Source organism: Paraburkholderia phymatum STM815, assembly GCF_000020045.1.
Taxonomy (GTDB): domain Bacteria; phylum Pseudomonadota; class Gammaproteobacteria; order Burkholderiales; family Burkholderiaceae; genus Paraburkholderia; species Paraburkholderia phymatum.
The window spans coordinates 1,813,500-1,829,048 of record NC_010623.1 but is presented as its reverse complement, the minus strand read 5'-3'; the positions used below and the strand labels follow the sequence as shown (position 1 = coordinate 1,829,048).

The 15,549-nt window shown below is 62.0% G+C and carries 12 protein-coding genes; 5 read left to right on the top strand and 7 right to left on the bottom strand.

The annotated features are described in order from the left end of the window. Nucleotides 1-17: 17 nt before the first annotated feature. A complete protein-coding gene (locus tag BPHY_RS23890; RefSeq protein WP_012404035.1) occupies nt 18-1,205 on the bottom strand; it encodes a hypothetical protein in 1,188 nt (395 codons plus the stop codon). A 279-nt stretch (nt 1,206-1,484) separates the two neighbouring features. Here BPHY_RS23890 and BPHY_RS23885 point away from each other — a divergent pair, with 279 nt between their 5' ends. Together BPHY_RS23885 and BPHY_RS23880 are read left to right on the top strand one after the other, a co-directional pair. Then, complete coding sequence (locus BPHY_RS23885) at nt 1,485-2,063, top strand: pyridoxamine 5'-phosphate oxidase family protein (RefSeq protein ID WP_052306179.1); 579 nt, start codon at nt 1,485-1,487, stop codon at nt 2,061-2,063. A 55-nt stretch (nt 2,064-2,118) separates the two neighbouring features. Beyond that, entirely contained in the window at nt 2,119-2,553 is a 435-nt protein-coding gene (locus BPHY_RS23880) for a GNAT family N-acetyltransferase (RefSeq protein ID WP_041764620.1), read from the top strand. Nucleotides 2,554-2,624: 71 nt separating this feature from the next. Here the strand turns inward: BPHY_RS23880 and BPHY_RS23875 are convergent, their stop codons facing one another. After that, nucleotides 2,625-2,888: a hypothetical protein gene (locus tag BPHY_RS23875; RefSeq protein ID WP_041764617.1), complete on the bottom strand. Its 264-nt coding sequence runs from the start codon at nt 2,886-2,888 to the stop codon at nt 2,625-2,627. A gap of 197 nt (nt 2,889-3,085) precedes the next feature. Here BPHY_RS23875 and BPHY_RS23870 point away from each other — a divergent pair, with 197 nt between their 5' ends. Both BPHY_RS23870 and BPHY_RS23865 read left to right on the top strand, forming a co-directional pair. Then, nucleotides 3,086-4,294: a zinc-dependent alcohol dehydrogenase gene (locus tag BPHY_RS23870; protein WP_012404031.1), complete on the top strand. Its 1,209-nt coding sequence runs from the start codon at nt 3,086-3,088 to the stop codon at nt 4,292-4,294. A 273-nt stretch (nt 4,295-4,567) separates the two neighbouring features. Further along, nucleotides 4,568-5,947 carry a sigma-54-dependent transcriptional regulator gene (locus tag BPHY_RS23865; protein ID WP_041764615.1) on the top strand — a complete coding sequence of 460 codons (1,380 nt, stop codon included), beginning with the start codon at nt 4,568-4,570 and terminating at the stop codon, nt 5,945-5,947. Nucleotides 5,948-6,191: 244 nt separating this feature from the next. Here BPHY_RS23865 and BPHY_RS38805 read toward each other — a convergent pair whose 3' ends face one another. Together BPHY_RS38805 and BPHY_RS23855 are read right to left on the bottom strand one after the other, a co-directional pair. Next, nucleotides 6,192-6,656: a hypothetical protein gene (locus tag BPHY_RS38805; RefSeq protein ID WP_012404029.1), complete on the bottom strand. Its 465-nt coding sequence runs from the start codon at nt 6,654-6,656 to the stop codon at nt 6,192-6,194. A 311-nt stretch (nt 6,657-6,967) separates the two neighbouring features. Beyond that, the gene (locus BPHY_RS23855) at nt 6,968-7,834 is read right to left on the bottom strand and encodes an SDR family oxidoreductase (RefSeq protein ID WP_012404028.1); all 867 of its coding nucleotides are present in this window, start codon (nt 7,832-7,834) and stop codon (nt 6,968-6,970) included. 189 nt (nt 7,835-8,023) lie between these two features. On the opposite strand from BPHY_RS23855, the gene BPHY_RS23850 reads away from it, so the two are divergent. After that, nucleotides 8,024-10,369: a PAS domain S-box protein gene (locus BPHY_RS23850; protein ID WP_012404027.1), complete on the top strand. Its 2,346-nt coding sequence runs from the start codon at nt 8,024-8,026 to the stop codon at nt 10,367-10,369. Nucleotides 10,370-10,396: 27 nt separating this feature from the next. Here BPHY_RS23850 and BPHY_RS23845 read toward each other — a convergent pair whose 3' ends face one another. From BPHY_RS23845 to BPHY_RS23835, 3 genes are all read right to left on the bottom strand, one after another. Next, nucleotides 10,397-12,232, bottom strand: a complete 1,836-nt coding sequence (locus BPHY_RS23845; RefSeq protein WP_012404026.1) for an ABC transporter ATP-binding protein — start codon at nt 12,230-12,232, stop codon at nt 10,397-10,399. Nucleotides 12,233-12,528: 296 nt separating this feature from the next. Then, complete coding sequence (locus tag BPHY_RS23840; protein ID WP_012404025.1) at nt 12,529-13,560, bottom strand: ATP-grasp fold amidoligase family protein; 1,032 nt, start codon at nt 13,558-13,560, stop codon at nt 12,529-12,531. A gap of 99 nt (nt 13,561-13,659) precedes the next feature. Further along, nucleotides 13,660-15,171: a tyrosinase family protein gene (locus BPHY_RS23835; protein WP_012404024.1), complete on the bottom strand. Its 1,512-nt coding sequence runs from the start codon at nt 15,169-15,171 to the stop codon at nt 13,660-13,662. Nucleotides 15,172-15,549: the final 378 nt, after the last annotated feature.

Genomic DNA, 15,549 nt, shown 5'->3' with positions numbered 1-15,549 from the left:
ACCCGATTGCGGGCCACTCAGTGACCCCGCACGCGCTCCCAACCCTGCCGCACGGCAGCCTTGAATCGCTCCCATCCGCTTTCCGGATAACGTGACTCCCAATCGTCGCGCGCGCTCGCCTCGACGGACTGCCAGTCTTGTGCGTCGTATCGTTTATCGCGCCCGAGCGTGGTTCCATGGGCGTATGCGCGTCGGTACTCGTCATAAGAAGAACCTGTGTTCGCGTAGCGAGCGTCATAGTCCTTCCGAAACTCATCGTCGTACGGAAATTCTTCCAGCGGTGTGCCCATGATCGGATCGCCCACCAGGCCCGAACCCTGAGACTGTCTCGCTGCTGGAACACTCTGCTTGTTGTCGGACGCGCGAGCTTCGCGGGACCTGAGATCGTCTGTCACGCCTGCCGTGGTGCGTGGGAGATCGACGTCGGGCACCGCCGACATCGATTGCTGCGTTTGCCCCGCGGACGTACGGTAGGTCGCCCCCTCCGTCCGCGTCGTTACCTGCTGCATCCCGCCGACCATGTTTGCCCCGCCTGCTGCAGAAGCGGTGTCCCGTTGCGCGTCATCGTTCGCAGGCATCGCACGGCTGGAAGATCGCAAGTCGTCGGGAGTCACGGCTGGCTCTTCTTTTGACCCTGCGCCCGGCCGGGCGGAATCAGCCGTTGCGTCTGCTGTGTCGCGCAACAACGACGCGTCGTCATCGGCCGTATCGTATTGCTCGACTTGCAATGGTGCGCGCTGTGACGAGGGCTCTTGCGCCGTCGCGCTGCCCTGATGCAGGGTCTTCCCCGACAGATCGCGTTCATCGGATCCGTTTCGCCACGCGGCCGTTCGCTCCTCGATATCGGCAGCGCCCGCGCGGCGCATCACATCGCGAGCCATCTCGACCTGCATTTCGGCGACGTCCGCGCTGACAATGGTGCCACCGCGGCGGATGAACTCCCGGTAATCCTCGGCTTCCGGCGGGTACGTGCCACCTTCGAAAAGACGCGCAAATAACTGCTCGAGCCGGTCGAAGACGGGCGTGCGATGGCCGACGCCGGGCGCACCCGGTGCGTAGACACGGGGGCCCTTTTGAACGGGCGTTTCGCCGGACATCGAATAGATCGCAATATCGGCCGGGGCGATACCAGCCTCGTGAAGCGACTGCTGGGCCGAACACGCATCGGCGTAGCTGTCGTACACCCCCATGACGGTTTGTCTCATGATGCCTCCCTGGACCAACGTGATGCGGCCTCTCGCCGCCATAACGAGGGCCGATGCAACGCGTGTGCCCGCTGGATCGCGATGAAATGCCAGCTGTTTCCATCGCGCTCGCGTATCTGCCAACGCGCCATTTCCTGCGACGGCCATTGCGTCGCGTCGCCGACATTCCGCGAATGGCGTGGCATAGGCGCGTGGCTCGATGTGGGCATCGAACGTGCTTCGTCAGTGTCACTCCCGGTCCTGACGTCAGTCCAGGCCGGCTTGCCCGGAATGCCCGCTATGAACCTCGAACAGATTTACAGACGAGTGTGGGATAGCCTCGCCGCAGCCGTGCGCGAAGACGATCATCCATTCAAGGTCATGCAAGCGGCGACCATCGGCCTCGATGGTTGCCCCAACGTGCGCACCGTGTTGCTTCGGAGCGTCAGCGAGCAGGAAAACCTGCTCACCTTCCATACCGATCTGCGCTCGCCCAAGGTCGCCGAGTTGAGCCGGGAACCGCGCGTTGCGCTCGTCGGGGTCGATACCGTTCGCAACCTGCAAGTCCGCGTGACCGGCCAAACACGAATCGTCCGCGACGGGCAAGCGCGACTGGATGCGTGGCGGACCAGCCCCGACCATGACCTGGTCGTCTACCGCACGCATGTGGCACCTGGCACGCCCATCAGCCAGGCGGATAATGCGCTCGATGGGACGCGCGATGCGCCGGGCCCGGATCAAGGTCTCAAGCACTTCTGTGTTGTCGAGGTGCACCCGACGAGCCTGGACTGGCTGGAGCACGTGACAGTGGATCGCCAACAGCGCGCGCGTTTTGTTCGTCAGGACCACATCTGGCTGCGCAGCTGGATCGCGCCCTGAACGTGCAGACGATTTCGTCTTTTTATATCTCAGTTGCAATTTCAGCAGAAAAAGAATGACCACTTCTACTTGCCGTGCTGCCATCACCGTCCGACGTCTTTCTCCCCGGGAATGGCCGGACGCTTTTCCTGTCATATCGCAATTGCGGTCCCTGGACGAAGCCGCGTTTCTTCGGTGCGTCACTCGACAATCGTATTCGGGCTACGAGCTGGTCGGTGCATTCATAGACGGGGAGCTGATTGGACTGCTGGGCATGCGGCCTGTTCACACGTTAGCGAGAGGGGCGTTTTTGCATGTCGACGACCTTGTCGTTGCCGAGCGCCACCGAGGAAGCGGCGCCGGCCGTGCGTTGATGGACTATGCCGAAGCTGATGCTCGCGCGCGAGACATGAACTGGGTGTTCCTCGACGCCAAGCCCGACGCAGTCACGTTCTATGAGCAACGCGACTATGTGTTGCACCCTGCCCCTTCGATGAAGAAAGCGCTTTAGCCGGGTTGGTCCGTCGCGAGACGATCGGCCCATACATCGCCTGGCTGCGCATCGCAATCCGGCGCAACGGACTAAAGCGGCCGCCTGCGATTGCCCGACTGATCCCGTTCTTTGTCGTCTTCGTCGTCATGCGTCAGCGCAGGATCCCGCAGGCGTGTTTCGTCGGGACTTACCGGAACCACCTTATCGACATCCTTCTCCGGGATGGCGTTCAGGTTGTTGCCGCCAGGCGTTCGACCGGCCGCTTTGTCGATGTCTCGTTCCGGTACCGGCTGCGCGACGCCAGTCGGCTCTTGCAGTCCTTCTTGAACCTTGTTTCCCGGCTTCGATTCCATGTTGGACACTCCCATCAGTTGTCTGCATTGAAACGCGCTATCGCCCTCTCCATCCGGCGCAACGCCCGTTCCTGCCCGCGGGCTCGCGCCCCTCGTTTGCAGAAGCAGAGCCCGGACTTGCTCGCGCAGTCTCTTCTCGCCTGGGACCTGCGCTTGCTCGCCCCTGCTGGACCCATTCACTTGAGCGAGCGTGCACCATGAAAGCAGTGGTATTCCACGGCATCGGCGATATTCGCCTCGACACAGTTTCCGATCCCGCCATCGAGCAACCCACCGACGCAGTTGTCCGAATCACGTCCAGCGCCATCTGTGGGACGGATCTGCACATGGTGCGCGGCACGTTGCCAGGAATGCAGCCAGGCACGATTCTCGGCCACGAAGCCGTCGGCATGATTGAAGAAACGGGACCCAATGTACGCAACTTCCGCAACGGAGACCGCGTGCTCATCCCGTCGACCATTTCGTGCGGCTATTGTGCGTACTGCCGCTCCGGTCATACCGCGCAGTGCGACACGGCGAATCCGAACGGCCCGCTCGCAGGCACCGCTTTCTACGGCGGTCCGAAAGCCACAGGCCCATTCAACGGCCTGCAGGCTCAGTACGCCCGCACGCCGCTTGCCCATGCAAGCCTTATACGCTTGCCAGACAATATCGACGACGACCGCGCGATCCTCATGTCGGATATCTTTCCCACCGGCTATTTCGGCGCCCAGATCTGCGGCGTGCAGCTCGGCGATACCGTCGCAGTATTCGGTGCGGGCCCCGTCGGACAGTTTGCCATCGCGAGCGCGCGCCTGATGGGCGCGGGGCGCGTCATCTGCGTCGACCGCGTACCGTCAAGACTCGACATGGCGCGCAATCAGGGTGCTGAGGTGATCAATTTCGACATCGATGAGCCGGTGCAAACCATTCTCGATCTGACGGGCGGTATCGGCGTGGACCGCGCAATCGATGCAGTGGGTGTCGACGCGGTACGTGCCGAACACGGGCCAGCAGCAAGCGCCCAGCAGGACAAACAGAAGAACTTCGAGCAGGAACTACAGGAAATTGCGCCTCGGCAAAACGAGCAGGACGGCAACTGGAAACCAGGGAGCGGTCCGTCCCAGGTCCTGCAGTGGGCAGTCAAGGCGGTCGCCAAGGCGGGAACGCTGTCGGTCATCGGTGTGTATCCGATGAATGACCGCTTTTTCCCGATTGGAGAAGCCATGAACCGAAATCTCTCGGTGAGGATGGGAAACTGCAACCACCGTGCAATCACCCCGAAGCTCGTTGAACTCGTTCGCAACGGTTCGTTCGATCCTCTCGCAGTGTTGACCCAGCGCGAGCCGATCACGAATGCGATTGAAGCATATCGCGCTTTCGACAAGCGCGAGCCCGGCTGGATAAAGGTCAAGCTGGAACCGTGACGAGACGCGGCTCGTGGATGCGATGACACCATGTCGGCAATTCGGCCCCCACGTTGGCCGTCGGCCGTCAGTCGAGTCGCCAGTTCGAACCGCGCAGTGCCCCTTGCTTTGCGCGGCGTGCACAGCGCGGCTGTCCGCTCGACGCCTCACGTATGCGGACTGTCGATGATCGAGCAGTGCAGCCGTGGTGCGCCAGGCGCCGACGCACCGTGAAGTTCGATGCGGGTACATGCTTTGCTCCGCGATTGCGAGCGTCAATTCTTTAGCAAGCAGATGGCACATGCACTCGTAGTCGATGACGATCCGAGCACACGTGAGGCGCTCGTCGCGATCATCGCGGAAGAAAGCCTGACTGCGGCCACTGCAGGCAGCCTGCGCGAGGCGCGCGCTCAGCTTGTGCGGCAAATGCCCGATGTGGTGTTCACTGACCTGCAGTTGCCCGATGGAACGGGCATCGACCTCTTCGCGGACCTGGGCCCGGATTCCGGCATCCCGTTCGTCGTGATCACCGGAAATGCGACGGTCGAATCAGCCGTCGACGCGCTGAAGATGGGCGCTGCCGACTATCTCGTCAAACCGATAAGCGTGGAGCGCGTGAAGGCGGTCTTGAACCGGCTCCCGCGTGCGGGCGATCTCAAGGCGGAGATCGGTTCGTTGCGCAGCGAACTGCGTCGCATTGGCCGGTTCGGCGCGATGCTCGGCAACTCGCCCGCCATGCAACGGGTCTATGACCAGATCACCAAGGTCGCGCCGACTGCTTTGTCTGTCATGCTGGTAGGCGAGTCAGGGACGGGCAAGGAAGTCGCTGCCCAAACCCTCCATTCGTTGAGCCTGCGCCGCAAGTATGATTTTCTTGCCGTCAATTGCGGCGCAATCTCGCCCAATCTGATCGAGTCGGAAATGTTTGGCCACGAGCGTGGCGCATTCACGGGTGCCGACCGCCAGCACAACGGCTATTTCGAGCGTGCAAACGGAGGGACGCTGTTTCTCGACGAGATCACTGAAATGCCGATCGAGTTGCAGGTCAAGTTGTTGCGGGTGCTCGAGACGGGCGTGTTCATGCGGGTCGGCACGACCAATGAAATGGCGAGCGACGTGCGCGTGATTGCCGCGACGAATCGCGACCCGGATCAGGCTGTCGCTGAAGGAAAACTGCGGCTCGATCTGTATCACCGGCTCAATGTGTTCCCGATAGACATGCCGCCGCTGCGCGAACGCGGCAAAGATGTCGAACTACTGGCCCAGGCGTTCCTCGACGACCTGAATCAGCAATACGGCACGGCCAAGCATTTCCCGGCCGAGGTCAAGGAGATGCTGCTCTCATACACGTGGCCTGGAAACGTGCGCGAGCTGAAAAACTATGTGCAGCGCGCACACATCATGTCGAGGCCTGAATCCGACAGAACAGCGATCGTGCCTCTCCAGGTGTCGCTGTCGACGCCGGAGATCCATTCGACGGTCACCATCTATTACGGCACATCCCTCGCGGAAGCAGATCGCGAACTGATTCTCGCGACCCTCACGCAGTGCGGCGGTGTGAAAGCACGGGCGGCCGAAGTGCTGGGTATCAGCCTGAAGACCCTGTATAACCGGCTTGTCGAATACGGCGAGAGCGGTGTCAACAAAAACACAGGTGACGGGGTCGGCGCATAGCGTATCCAGGTCGTGTTCACCAAGGCCGTCACCCATCGGTACTCTTCATCTGGACGGGGCGGCATGCAGAAGACGCTCGCCCTTCCGGCGCGCGCAAAGCCAGTCATAGCAAGCAGCTTCATGCGACGCGAAGTCGTCGCCACGCTCGGGCAGGCGGCGTCGCCAGACAATGAATTTGGGCACGGAAGGATGTCAACGTCCGTGTTCGCGGCAACGGTCGACGCACAGGCAAGCGCTCCTGCGACTAGGTTCGCACAGTCCGCGCTGCCACCATGCCGTGCGCGAGCAGACGCGCTTCGCAGACTGCAAACATTCTTTGAACAAACGGCGAGCCGCTGTCCGGCATACCTTGCAGATCGCGAAGGCTGCTGATCCTCGTCGTGCTGCGCAGATGCCGGATTTGCCACAGGTCGGACGCCAGTGGCCCGGAAAGTTCGCCAAGCCGCGCCCCTTCCATCCAGTCGGGCGCGAGGCCCTTCGTTTGGGTCCAGCGCTGAATGCACTCGACCACGCGGCCCAGCTCCAACCACTTGCCCGTGCCGGCGCGCGACAGCAATTGTTCGACGACGAGATGACAGAGCAACTCGGTGCGCTGCCCGTCTTCGAGACGGCCCGGATGCGAAGCCGAGTGCTGACAACAAAAATCCGAAGCAATCTGGAGCGTCAAGGTAAGGTCTCTGAAGAACTGAACGAGGGGGTATGGCGCCATGTTACAGCGCAATAATCTCTCATATGAAGAATGCACCTCCGCGTTTTGCGCCGTTCAATCGTCTATTTGCGCCTCCGCTTCAGGTGAAAATGCCATACGCATCGTGAGGACGCGCTCATCCATGCCGGCGATGCGGCGCCGTCTTGAAAGATCGATAGCGAGGCCTGCCGCCGATCCGCCAGGATGCGTCGATATGAACCCGGCGCTAGCAAGGTCTGAACTGTTCGCGCTCGACGTAACGCAGCGATCCGCAACGCCGGCTCGCGGTGACGATGGCGGACGGCGGCGACGCGGACGCGCGAACTGCCGCGCTAAAGGATCGGCGCCCCGCCTGTGACGGCAATCGTCGCGCCCGAGATATAGCTAGCGGCATCGCTGGCGAGCAGAACATACGCAGGCGCGACTTCCGCCGGTTGGCCGGGACGTTTCATCGGCACCTGCTTGCCGAAGTTCTCCACCTTGTCCTCGGGCATCGTCGATGGGATCAGCGGCGTCCAGATGGGGCCAGGCGCGACGCAGTTCGCGCGCAGGCCCCGTTCGGCCAGCAGTTGCGCGAGGCCGGCCGTGAAATTCTGGATTGCGCCCTTGGTGGTCGCGTACGCCAGCAAACCAGGATTAGGCTTGTCCGCGTTGATCGACGTCGTATTGATGATAGAGCCGCCCGGCTTCATGTGCCTGACGGCGGCGCGAGTGATGCGGAACATCGCGCCGATGTTGGTATCGAACGTACGGTCCCATTCTTCGTCGCTGATGTCGTCGATCGAATCGTAGGTCATCTGATACGCCGCGTTGTTCACCAGCACGTCCAGCTTGCCGAATTCGTTCATCGCGCGCGCTACGATCTCGTCGCAATGCGCGGAGTCCGTGATGTCGCCGCGAAGCAGAACGGCGCGCCGGCCCGCCTTCTCGACCCAGCCCTTCGTCGCCTCGGCATCTTCATCCTCATTCAGATAGGAGATCAGCAGATCCGCGCCCTCGCGCGCGAACGCGATAGCGACTGCACGCCCGATGCCGCTGTCGCCGCCCGTGACGATAACGGCCTTACCATTGAGCTTGCCGCTGCCGACATAGCTGTCCTCCCCGTGGTCGGGCTGCGGCCGCATCGGCGCCGTATGGCCCGGAACGTTGGCCTGCTGCTGCTCTGCGAAAGGCGGTGCGGGATGCCTGACTTCGGTCATGTTTCTCTCCTGTAACGAGGTTGCGAGAAAGCGCCGCAAACCACGTTCCTCTACCCGGCCGCCCATTTCGTTTCGACGCATGTTCAGGCGATGCGTGACGCTGAATGACGCGCACCGGAGCGGGCGCGGATTTTGCTGCCCGCGCGATGCGCGCACGCTGAAACCAGACCACTGACCGGGGAGCCACTCATGCATGATGACGACGATCGAAACACTTCCTTTCCCGAGGACTGGTGCCGTCGATGGACCAGTGCCGTGGAAGACTATGCCGTGATCGGACTTTCGCCCGACGGAACGATCAGAACATGGAATCGGGGAGGCGAGCGAATCCACGGCTTTTCCGCGGAAGAAGCGATCGGAAAACCATTCGATATCTTTCACACCCTTGAAGACCGCGAAGTCGGCCGCGCCGCAGCCGCGCTCGATACCGCGCGGTCCACGGGACGCGCCGAGTCCGAGGGATGGCGGCTGCGCAAGGACGGCTCGCGCTTCTGGGCGAATGTCGTGATCACCCCGCTGACGGGGGACGACCGCCGCGTGCTGGGTTTCGGCAAGATCGTGCGCGACATGACCGACAAGCGCAGGGCGCATGAGGCGGTGGTCGAAAGCGAACGGCGCTTTCGCACACTCGTGAACGGCGTGACGGACTACGCAATCTTCATGCTGTCGCCCGAAGGTATCGTCACGAACTGGAATGCGGGCGCCCGTCGGATCAAGGGATACAGCGCGGACGAAATCATCGGCTCGCATTTTTCGCGCTTCTACACGCCGGACGATGCAGCGGCGGGACTGCCGCAACGCGGCCTCTCGGTGGCCGCAAAAGAAGGACGATTCGAAGCCGAAGGCTGGCGAGTGCGCAACGATGGCAAGCGATTCTGGGCGCACGTGGTCATCGACGCCATCCGCGACGACAACGGCGAACTGATCGGCTTCGCCAAGATCACGCGAGACATCACCGAGCGCATGGAAGCCAACCGGGCCCTCGAAGAAACCCGCAAGGCGCTGTTCCAGGCGCAGAAGATGGAAGCGGTAGGAAAGCTGACAGGCGGAGTCGCCCACGACTTCAACAACGTCCTCCAGATTCTGCGGGGCAATCTGGAATTGCTGGACAGCCGCCATCACCGCGACCCCTGGTCGCGTGACCGGATCTACAAGGCGATCGATGCCGTCGACCGGGGCTCGAAGCTTGCGTCGCATCTGCTGGCGTTCGGCCGCCAGCAGCCGCTGCAGCCCGTCGCGATCAATCTCGCCGCCGCGCTGCGCGGGATGGACGATCTGCTGCGCCGCGCGCTTGGCGAGACAGTCCGGGTCGAAACGGTGGTCGGAGGCGGCCTGTGGAACACGCTCGTCGATATTCACCAGTTGGAGAACGTCATTCTCAACCTCGCCATCAATGCGCGCGATGCGATGCCGCATGGCGGCAAGCTGACCATGGAGCTGTCCAACGCGATGCTGGACGACGAGTATGTCGCCACCGTCCCCGACCTCGCAGCGGGACAATATGTGATGCTCGCCGTCACCGACACCGGAACGGGAATGCCACAGGACGTGCTGGAGCGCGCGTTCGATCCGTTCTTTACGACGAAACCGGAAGGCGAAGGCACGGGCCTCGGGCTCAGCATGGCGTACGGTTTCGTCAAGCAAAGCGGCGGCCATATCAAGATTTACAGCGAGACGGGCCACGGTACGACCGTCAAGATCTATCTTCCCCGCTCCACGCAGCCCGCCGTGGAACCGCCACGGCGAACTCGCGCTCCCGTCAAGGGGGGAACCGAAACCATTCTGGTGGTCGAGGACGACAGGAAGGTGCAGTCGACGGCCATCGATACGCTGACGGGTCTCGGCTACCGGGTGCTCAAAGCCGACGACGCGCAGCAGGCGCTGACCGTATTGCGTAGCGGCGTGGACGTCGACCTGCTGTTTTCCGACGTGGTGATGCCCGGCCCGATACGCAGCACCGACATGGCGGCGCAAGCGACGCTTTTGCTGCCGCGCATGAAGGTGCTGTTCACGTCGGGTTATACGCACAATGCCATCGTGCATGGGGGCCGGCTCGACCCCGGCGTCGAACTCCTCAGCAAACCCTATAGCCGCGACCAGCTCGCCCGGAAAATCCGCCAGATGCTCGATGCGCCCGGCAAGCCGGATGCGGATCAACCCGGCGGTGCGCCTGCCGTCGCCGCGACGCCGCTGCGCATTCTCATCGTCGACGACGATGAGAATCTCTCTGAAGCAATCAGCGAGCAGATCGGCGTCCTCGGCTACACGCGCAAGTCGACGACGTCGGCACACGAGGCGCTGCAATGGCTAAGTGAAGAGACATTCGATGTGCTGATGACCGACCTCCGCATGCCCGGCCTGGGCGGCGTCGAACTCGCGAAGCGAGCCGTCGCCATACGGCCTGCACTACACGTGTTGTTCTCGTCCGGTTATGACATGACGGACTCGCCAGCGATGCCGTTCCGCTGGGCTTCACTGCGCAAGCCGTTCACGGTCGAGGAACTGCGGGCCGTGCTGGAAGGCTTCCGTCAGTGACGCTGCGCCACTCGCCTGGGCAACCGTTCATGCGTGCACGCTCGCGATGCGACGCTCGCGCCGCAGCAGCACGTCGCGGTAGATGCCGGGACGGTCGGCAAGCACGTCAGGAGCTCCATCGTCGACGAGTCTGCCGTGCTGAATGACCACGATACGGTCGAAGTTCTGCAGCGTCGACAGGCGATGCGCAATCGCCACCACCGTGCGCCCCTTCATCAAGCGGTCGAGCGCCTGCTGGACCTTGGCCTCCGATTCGGTGTCGAGCGCAGAGGTCGCCTCGTCGAGCAGAAGGATCGGCGCATCCTTGAGGAAGGCGCGCGCGATAGCGATGCGCTGCCGTTGCCCGCCCGATAGCCGCGCACCCCGTTCGCCGACGACGGTCTGCAGGCCATCCGGCAGCGAGCGGATCAGATCGGCGCAATTAGCGTGCTCGCAAGCCTGCAGCACTTCGGCTTCCGTCGCGCCGGGCCGGCCGTAGCGCAAGTTGTCGAGCAGCGAACGGTTGAAGAGCGAAATGTCCTGCGGGACGACGGCCACGGCATCGCGCAGGCTTGCCAGACTGACGTCGCACAGGCGCTGCCCGGAGATGCAAACGGCGCCCGAGCCGGACGGCGGATCGAAAGCCCGCTGCAACAGTGCAAGCACCGTGCTCTTGCCCGCCCCCGAAGGCCCAACCAGGCCGACGCGCTGCCCTGCATCGATGTGAAGACTGAAGTGGTCCAGCACGCGGCGGCGTCCCGCATACGAAAACGTCACATTCTCGAAGTCGATGTTCGCGTCGCGAATCTGAAGGGGACGCACGCCGACTGCCTCTTCCATCTCACGCGGCACGAGAAGCGATTGCGCCGCCTCTGCGAGACGCGCGACATGCTGCACCATGTCGACGAGCGCAACGGCAAGATCGCGCGTGCCGTGCAGAATCGCGAAGCCGAGCGAGCCGACCAGCACCACATCGCCCGTCGTGGCACGTCCCTGTGTCCAAAGCCAGAGCACCCAGCCCAACAGACAGCACGATAGCAACACGGTTGCGACGGCATGCAGCAACCGGAGCTTTTCGAGGTGCCGCAAGCTCGCCTCGCGCGATGCCATTTCCTGTTCGACAATGCCGCCGAAACGCTGACATTCGCGCGCTGTCGCAACAAAGGCGCGCACCGTCGGCATATTGCCGATCACATCGACCAGCTCGCCGTCGACGGCGGCAGCGCGCGACGCGAAATTCGCATGCCGTGCCCCGCCTTTTTTTGCGAGCCAGAACAGAAGGCACGTCATGCACACGGAAATACCTACGAGCGCGAACGCCATCCATACGCTGATCCATCCGATCAGCACGACGGATCCGATTACCGAAAGCAGCGGCGGCAGCGCGTTCCAAGCCGACAGATTCTCGATTGTGAATACCGCATTGGCCGTCGCCGATATGCGGCTCGCGAGCGTCCCCGGCTGCACGTTCGAGAAGTACCCCGAAGAGTGGCCCGTCAGATAGCCAAACAGTTCGCGGCGCACATCGCCCGTCACGGCGACGAACGTGCGCACGCTCGCCCATCCGGCGAGACGCCAGAACAGGTTGTCGGCGAACAGCAGACCTACGATGACGAGGAACGCGTAGACGACTTGCGCCGGATGCGCACGGCCGACAGACAACGCGTCGATCAGGTTGCGAATGGCAAATTGCGAGCCGAGCGTGCAGCCGACAGCGGCCACGATGGCAAGGGACACCAGCGCGTGCCCCACAGGATGCTGGCCCACATAACGGAACAATAGACGCACAGGGCTGCCCGCGTATGCGGCGAGCGCTTTCGCGCGGCGGCCGCGCGTCCGTGTGGACCGCGCCGCGCGCGCCATCTGTGGAACTGGCGTAACCATGTGGAACCGCTCCCGATCCTGAGCACCGATCGGACGGACATCCGACCGCGTAGCCGAGAGACAGGCATCACTGTCCCTATGCGCGGCGATTGGCCCGCATACGCCGTTCCTGCGCTTCGCGCGTGGCAGCTGTACCGCTTGGCCTTCACGCAAGAGAGAGACCCGCCGTATATCGGCCGTTTCAATGCCCTGCATCGGCATGAGAACGGCCGCCAGAACCATCGGCGCGAGCGCCGTCAGCCCGACACAAGGTCGCGCACGCTCTTCAGGCAATACCCATTCGTTGCCAAAAACAGCTACGACGATGCATCGATGAGTCCGCCCCATTCGAAGTCGACCTCATCGGGAAACATCGGCACGACGCCCGCGCCGGGTGTGAAAGTCAGCTCGCCAAAAAACAGTGCATTGTCCGGCGCATAGAGATCGACGCGCACGTAATCGAAATCGCGCGAGAGCTTGTCCGCTGCTTCGAGGATCTCGGACAGATTGGGCGGCGGCGGCTCGGGTGTCGCGCTGCGCGCATACTCGCCGATCGTGATGTCGAGATAATTCCAGTCGACGTCGTACACATTGCCACGCGGAAAAGGGCCGAAGCGGTCGGAAATCTGCACGATGTACATCACGGGACGCATACCCTTGCGGCGGAACACATGCACCTTGTAATCGGCGGGCACCTGGCCCGAACTGTCGAGCAGCAGTTTTTCGAAGAACAGTCTCGGCTGGATTTCCCGGTAGTGGCGCTCGCGCGACACATGGTAGAACTCCGTTGCGAGCCAGCGGTCTGCGAGCCTTTTCAGATGTTCGTAACTCACCTTCGACTTGTCGCGCACGATCTCGACGAACGTGCTGCCGTGGTTTGCCTTCATGACGAACGATTGCGGCAAAGACTCGAAAACGTCGCGCGTGAATTTGCTGGGGACCCCGATCAGCGGAATCAAAAACGACTCGCCGAGCGTGCGCGTGACGTAATCGCGCACAGCGATCTTGTCTGTCAGTGCGGCGTAGCGCGGATCGGGCTTCAGACTGCGCACGAGAATACGTTCGTTGAACGTGCGCGGCTGTCGGAGATTGGGGTAGCGGCCCACCAGCTTGCGATGCAATAGCGACAGAAAAATCAGATCCGGCAATAAAGCCTTCATCTGCTCTTTCATGCGTCGCGCCGCCCGTTTCGTTATTCCGCTCACGGGGTGCGTTGTTTCGGTTCGTCGCAGCCGCATCGCGTCGTCGCGCGGATAAGCGAGAACATCATTCGAAGGTCTTAGCCTGCGGGACATTGGTGTGGCCTCCACGATCTCCAAGGCGAGCGATTGCCAGGGCTTGCGGCGCATGCGCCGAACCCCCTGGTTTGGATGTGTGATTTGCAGGATGTCGCGCGTCGGTCCACAGAACATTGGACCGACGTATTCCGCGTGTGCGTGTGCGTCACATCAATACGGGACGTCCGTCGGCGCGCGGCTGCGTGCGGGAGACACGATGTACGCCGGCTCAGTGGACAGTTCGACCCGAATCTCGCCGACGTTGATGACGGCACCTCGGGGTGCATTCGGCCCGTTGACCCGTTCGAGCGTCACATAGTAGTCGCGCGATGCGCCGTTGCCCGTTTTCAGCAACGAAGCCGTCGCGGGATACTCGAGCATGACCATGCCGTGATGGGACGCGCCGGCGATCTCAAACGCGCCAAACGTGCCCAGCAGGTTTTGCTGGCGCGCCGTATCGGTGTCGAACCTGTCGGGCAGATTCAGATACACGTTGTAGTAGTAGCCGCCTGCCGCGCCCGCTTGCGTCAAGGAGATCTCGTCGAATACGACGCGAATCGAACGGTATTGCCCCGCTGCCGCTCCGTTGACAGAGGCTGCCGACGAGCGATCGCCGCGCTCCGCAGCGGCGTACGGCGCAGCTGTGGCGGACAGCAGTTGCTGAACAGGCGCCGTCGATGCGGCCTCGCCCGTGATACGCGCAGTCGTCGATTGTTCGCGCAGCGTGACGGCTTTCACGCCGCCGATCGAACGCACACCTGTGTCGATATTGCGCGCGGCCGTTGCGGTGAACGAGCCGGCTGGCGGACGAGTATGCGACGGGCCGATGCTCGCCTGGACGCGAATGATGCGCCCCACCTGGGCTTGCGGAGGCATCGTCGTCGGACGCGACGCATTGTCGTAGTCGTAACCGAGACGCGTCCGTGCCGAGTAGGTCTGCTCTTTGAGGATCGTCAGGCCCGTCGCGTAAGTGAACAGACCCGACCAGTACGGATCGCTCGGCACTGGCATCGTGCGACCGTCGGGCAGCGCCCATGCATGCCACAGACGGTCGACGTTCGCGTGATGCAGATAAAAGATCGGATCGCGAGGCGACTGCATCGTGGCCATCGAATTGCCGATGATGTTGTGCACGGGGTTGTGCGGCGCCGTCTCGAACTTCTCTTCGAAAGAGTTGACGGTGCCACGCTGGAAATTCACTGTCGTCGACGCCCACGGTGAAAGATCGAGCGCGTTATACACATTGGTGTTCAGGCGCGGACAGTAAAGCGGATTGCCGCTCGCCTGATCCGTGAATTCCGCGGGCACATGTGGATTCGTGAACCAGTCCCAGTATGGCAGCGTGAAGCCCGCGTCGCCCGAAACGAGCCTTATCTGGCGTTCGAGGTAATACAGATAACCGCGATGCCACGCGAGAAAATACGGCTGCTTGTGCGGACAATAATTTGCGTGAACGTTGGTCCAGTATTGCCAGGAATTCGGGTCCGCCGCGTTCGTATTTGCCTGCATGGTTCGAACGGCATTAAGAAACGGCGCGTAATGCGGTGTCGTTTTAAATGTCTGCCATTCGACGCGGATCAGGTTAGTCGTGGTGGCAGCCCGTGCGTAAAAGGGCAAGGTAGCCCACGTAATGACCGACGCAGCCCCGCCCAGAAACGCTCTCCGATTGATTCGATACGACATGTATCCTCCGCTTGCTCCGGTGCACAAATGCGTACGTTCCGTGATGATTTGGAACGATGTTCCCGGCGTCTTTGTATCAGTGCTTCAGGAAAGCACTAAGCCTGCTCTTATAGAGCGCGAGTCAATGTAGTAATCGCAATTGAGATCGAAAGAACGAGGTTCGTGCAGATCGGATTCAAACGATACCTTCCGCATCATCCTACTAGACCCATGACGAATACTTAACATCTTTCTTTCATCAATTGAGGACAGCGTGGCCGAAAAAGCTGACAGCGGTTTTAGATAGACCGGACACGCGCTTTGCGGGCGTTATCGCAGAACGAAGAGAAGAATTGGCTTGCGCCGTGACTTCTGTCATGACGCTCGCCAGACGCATCG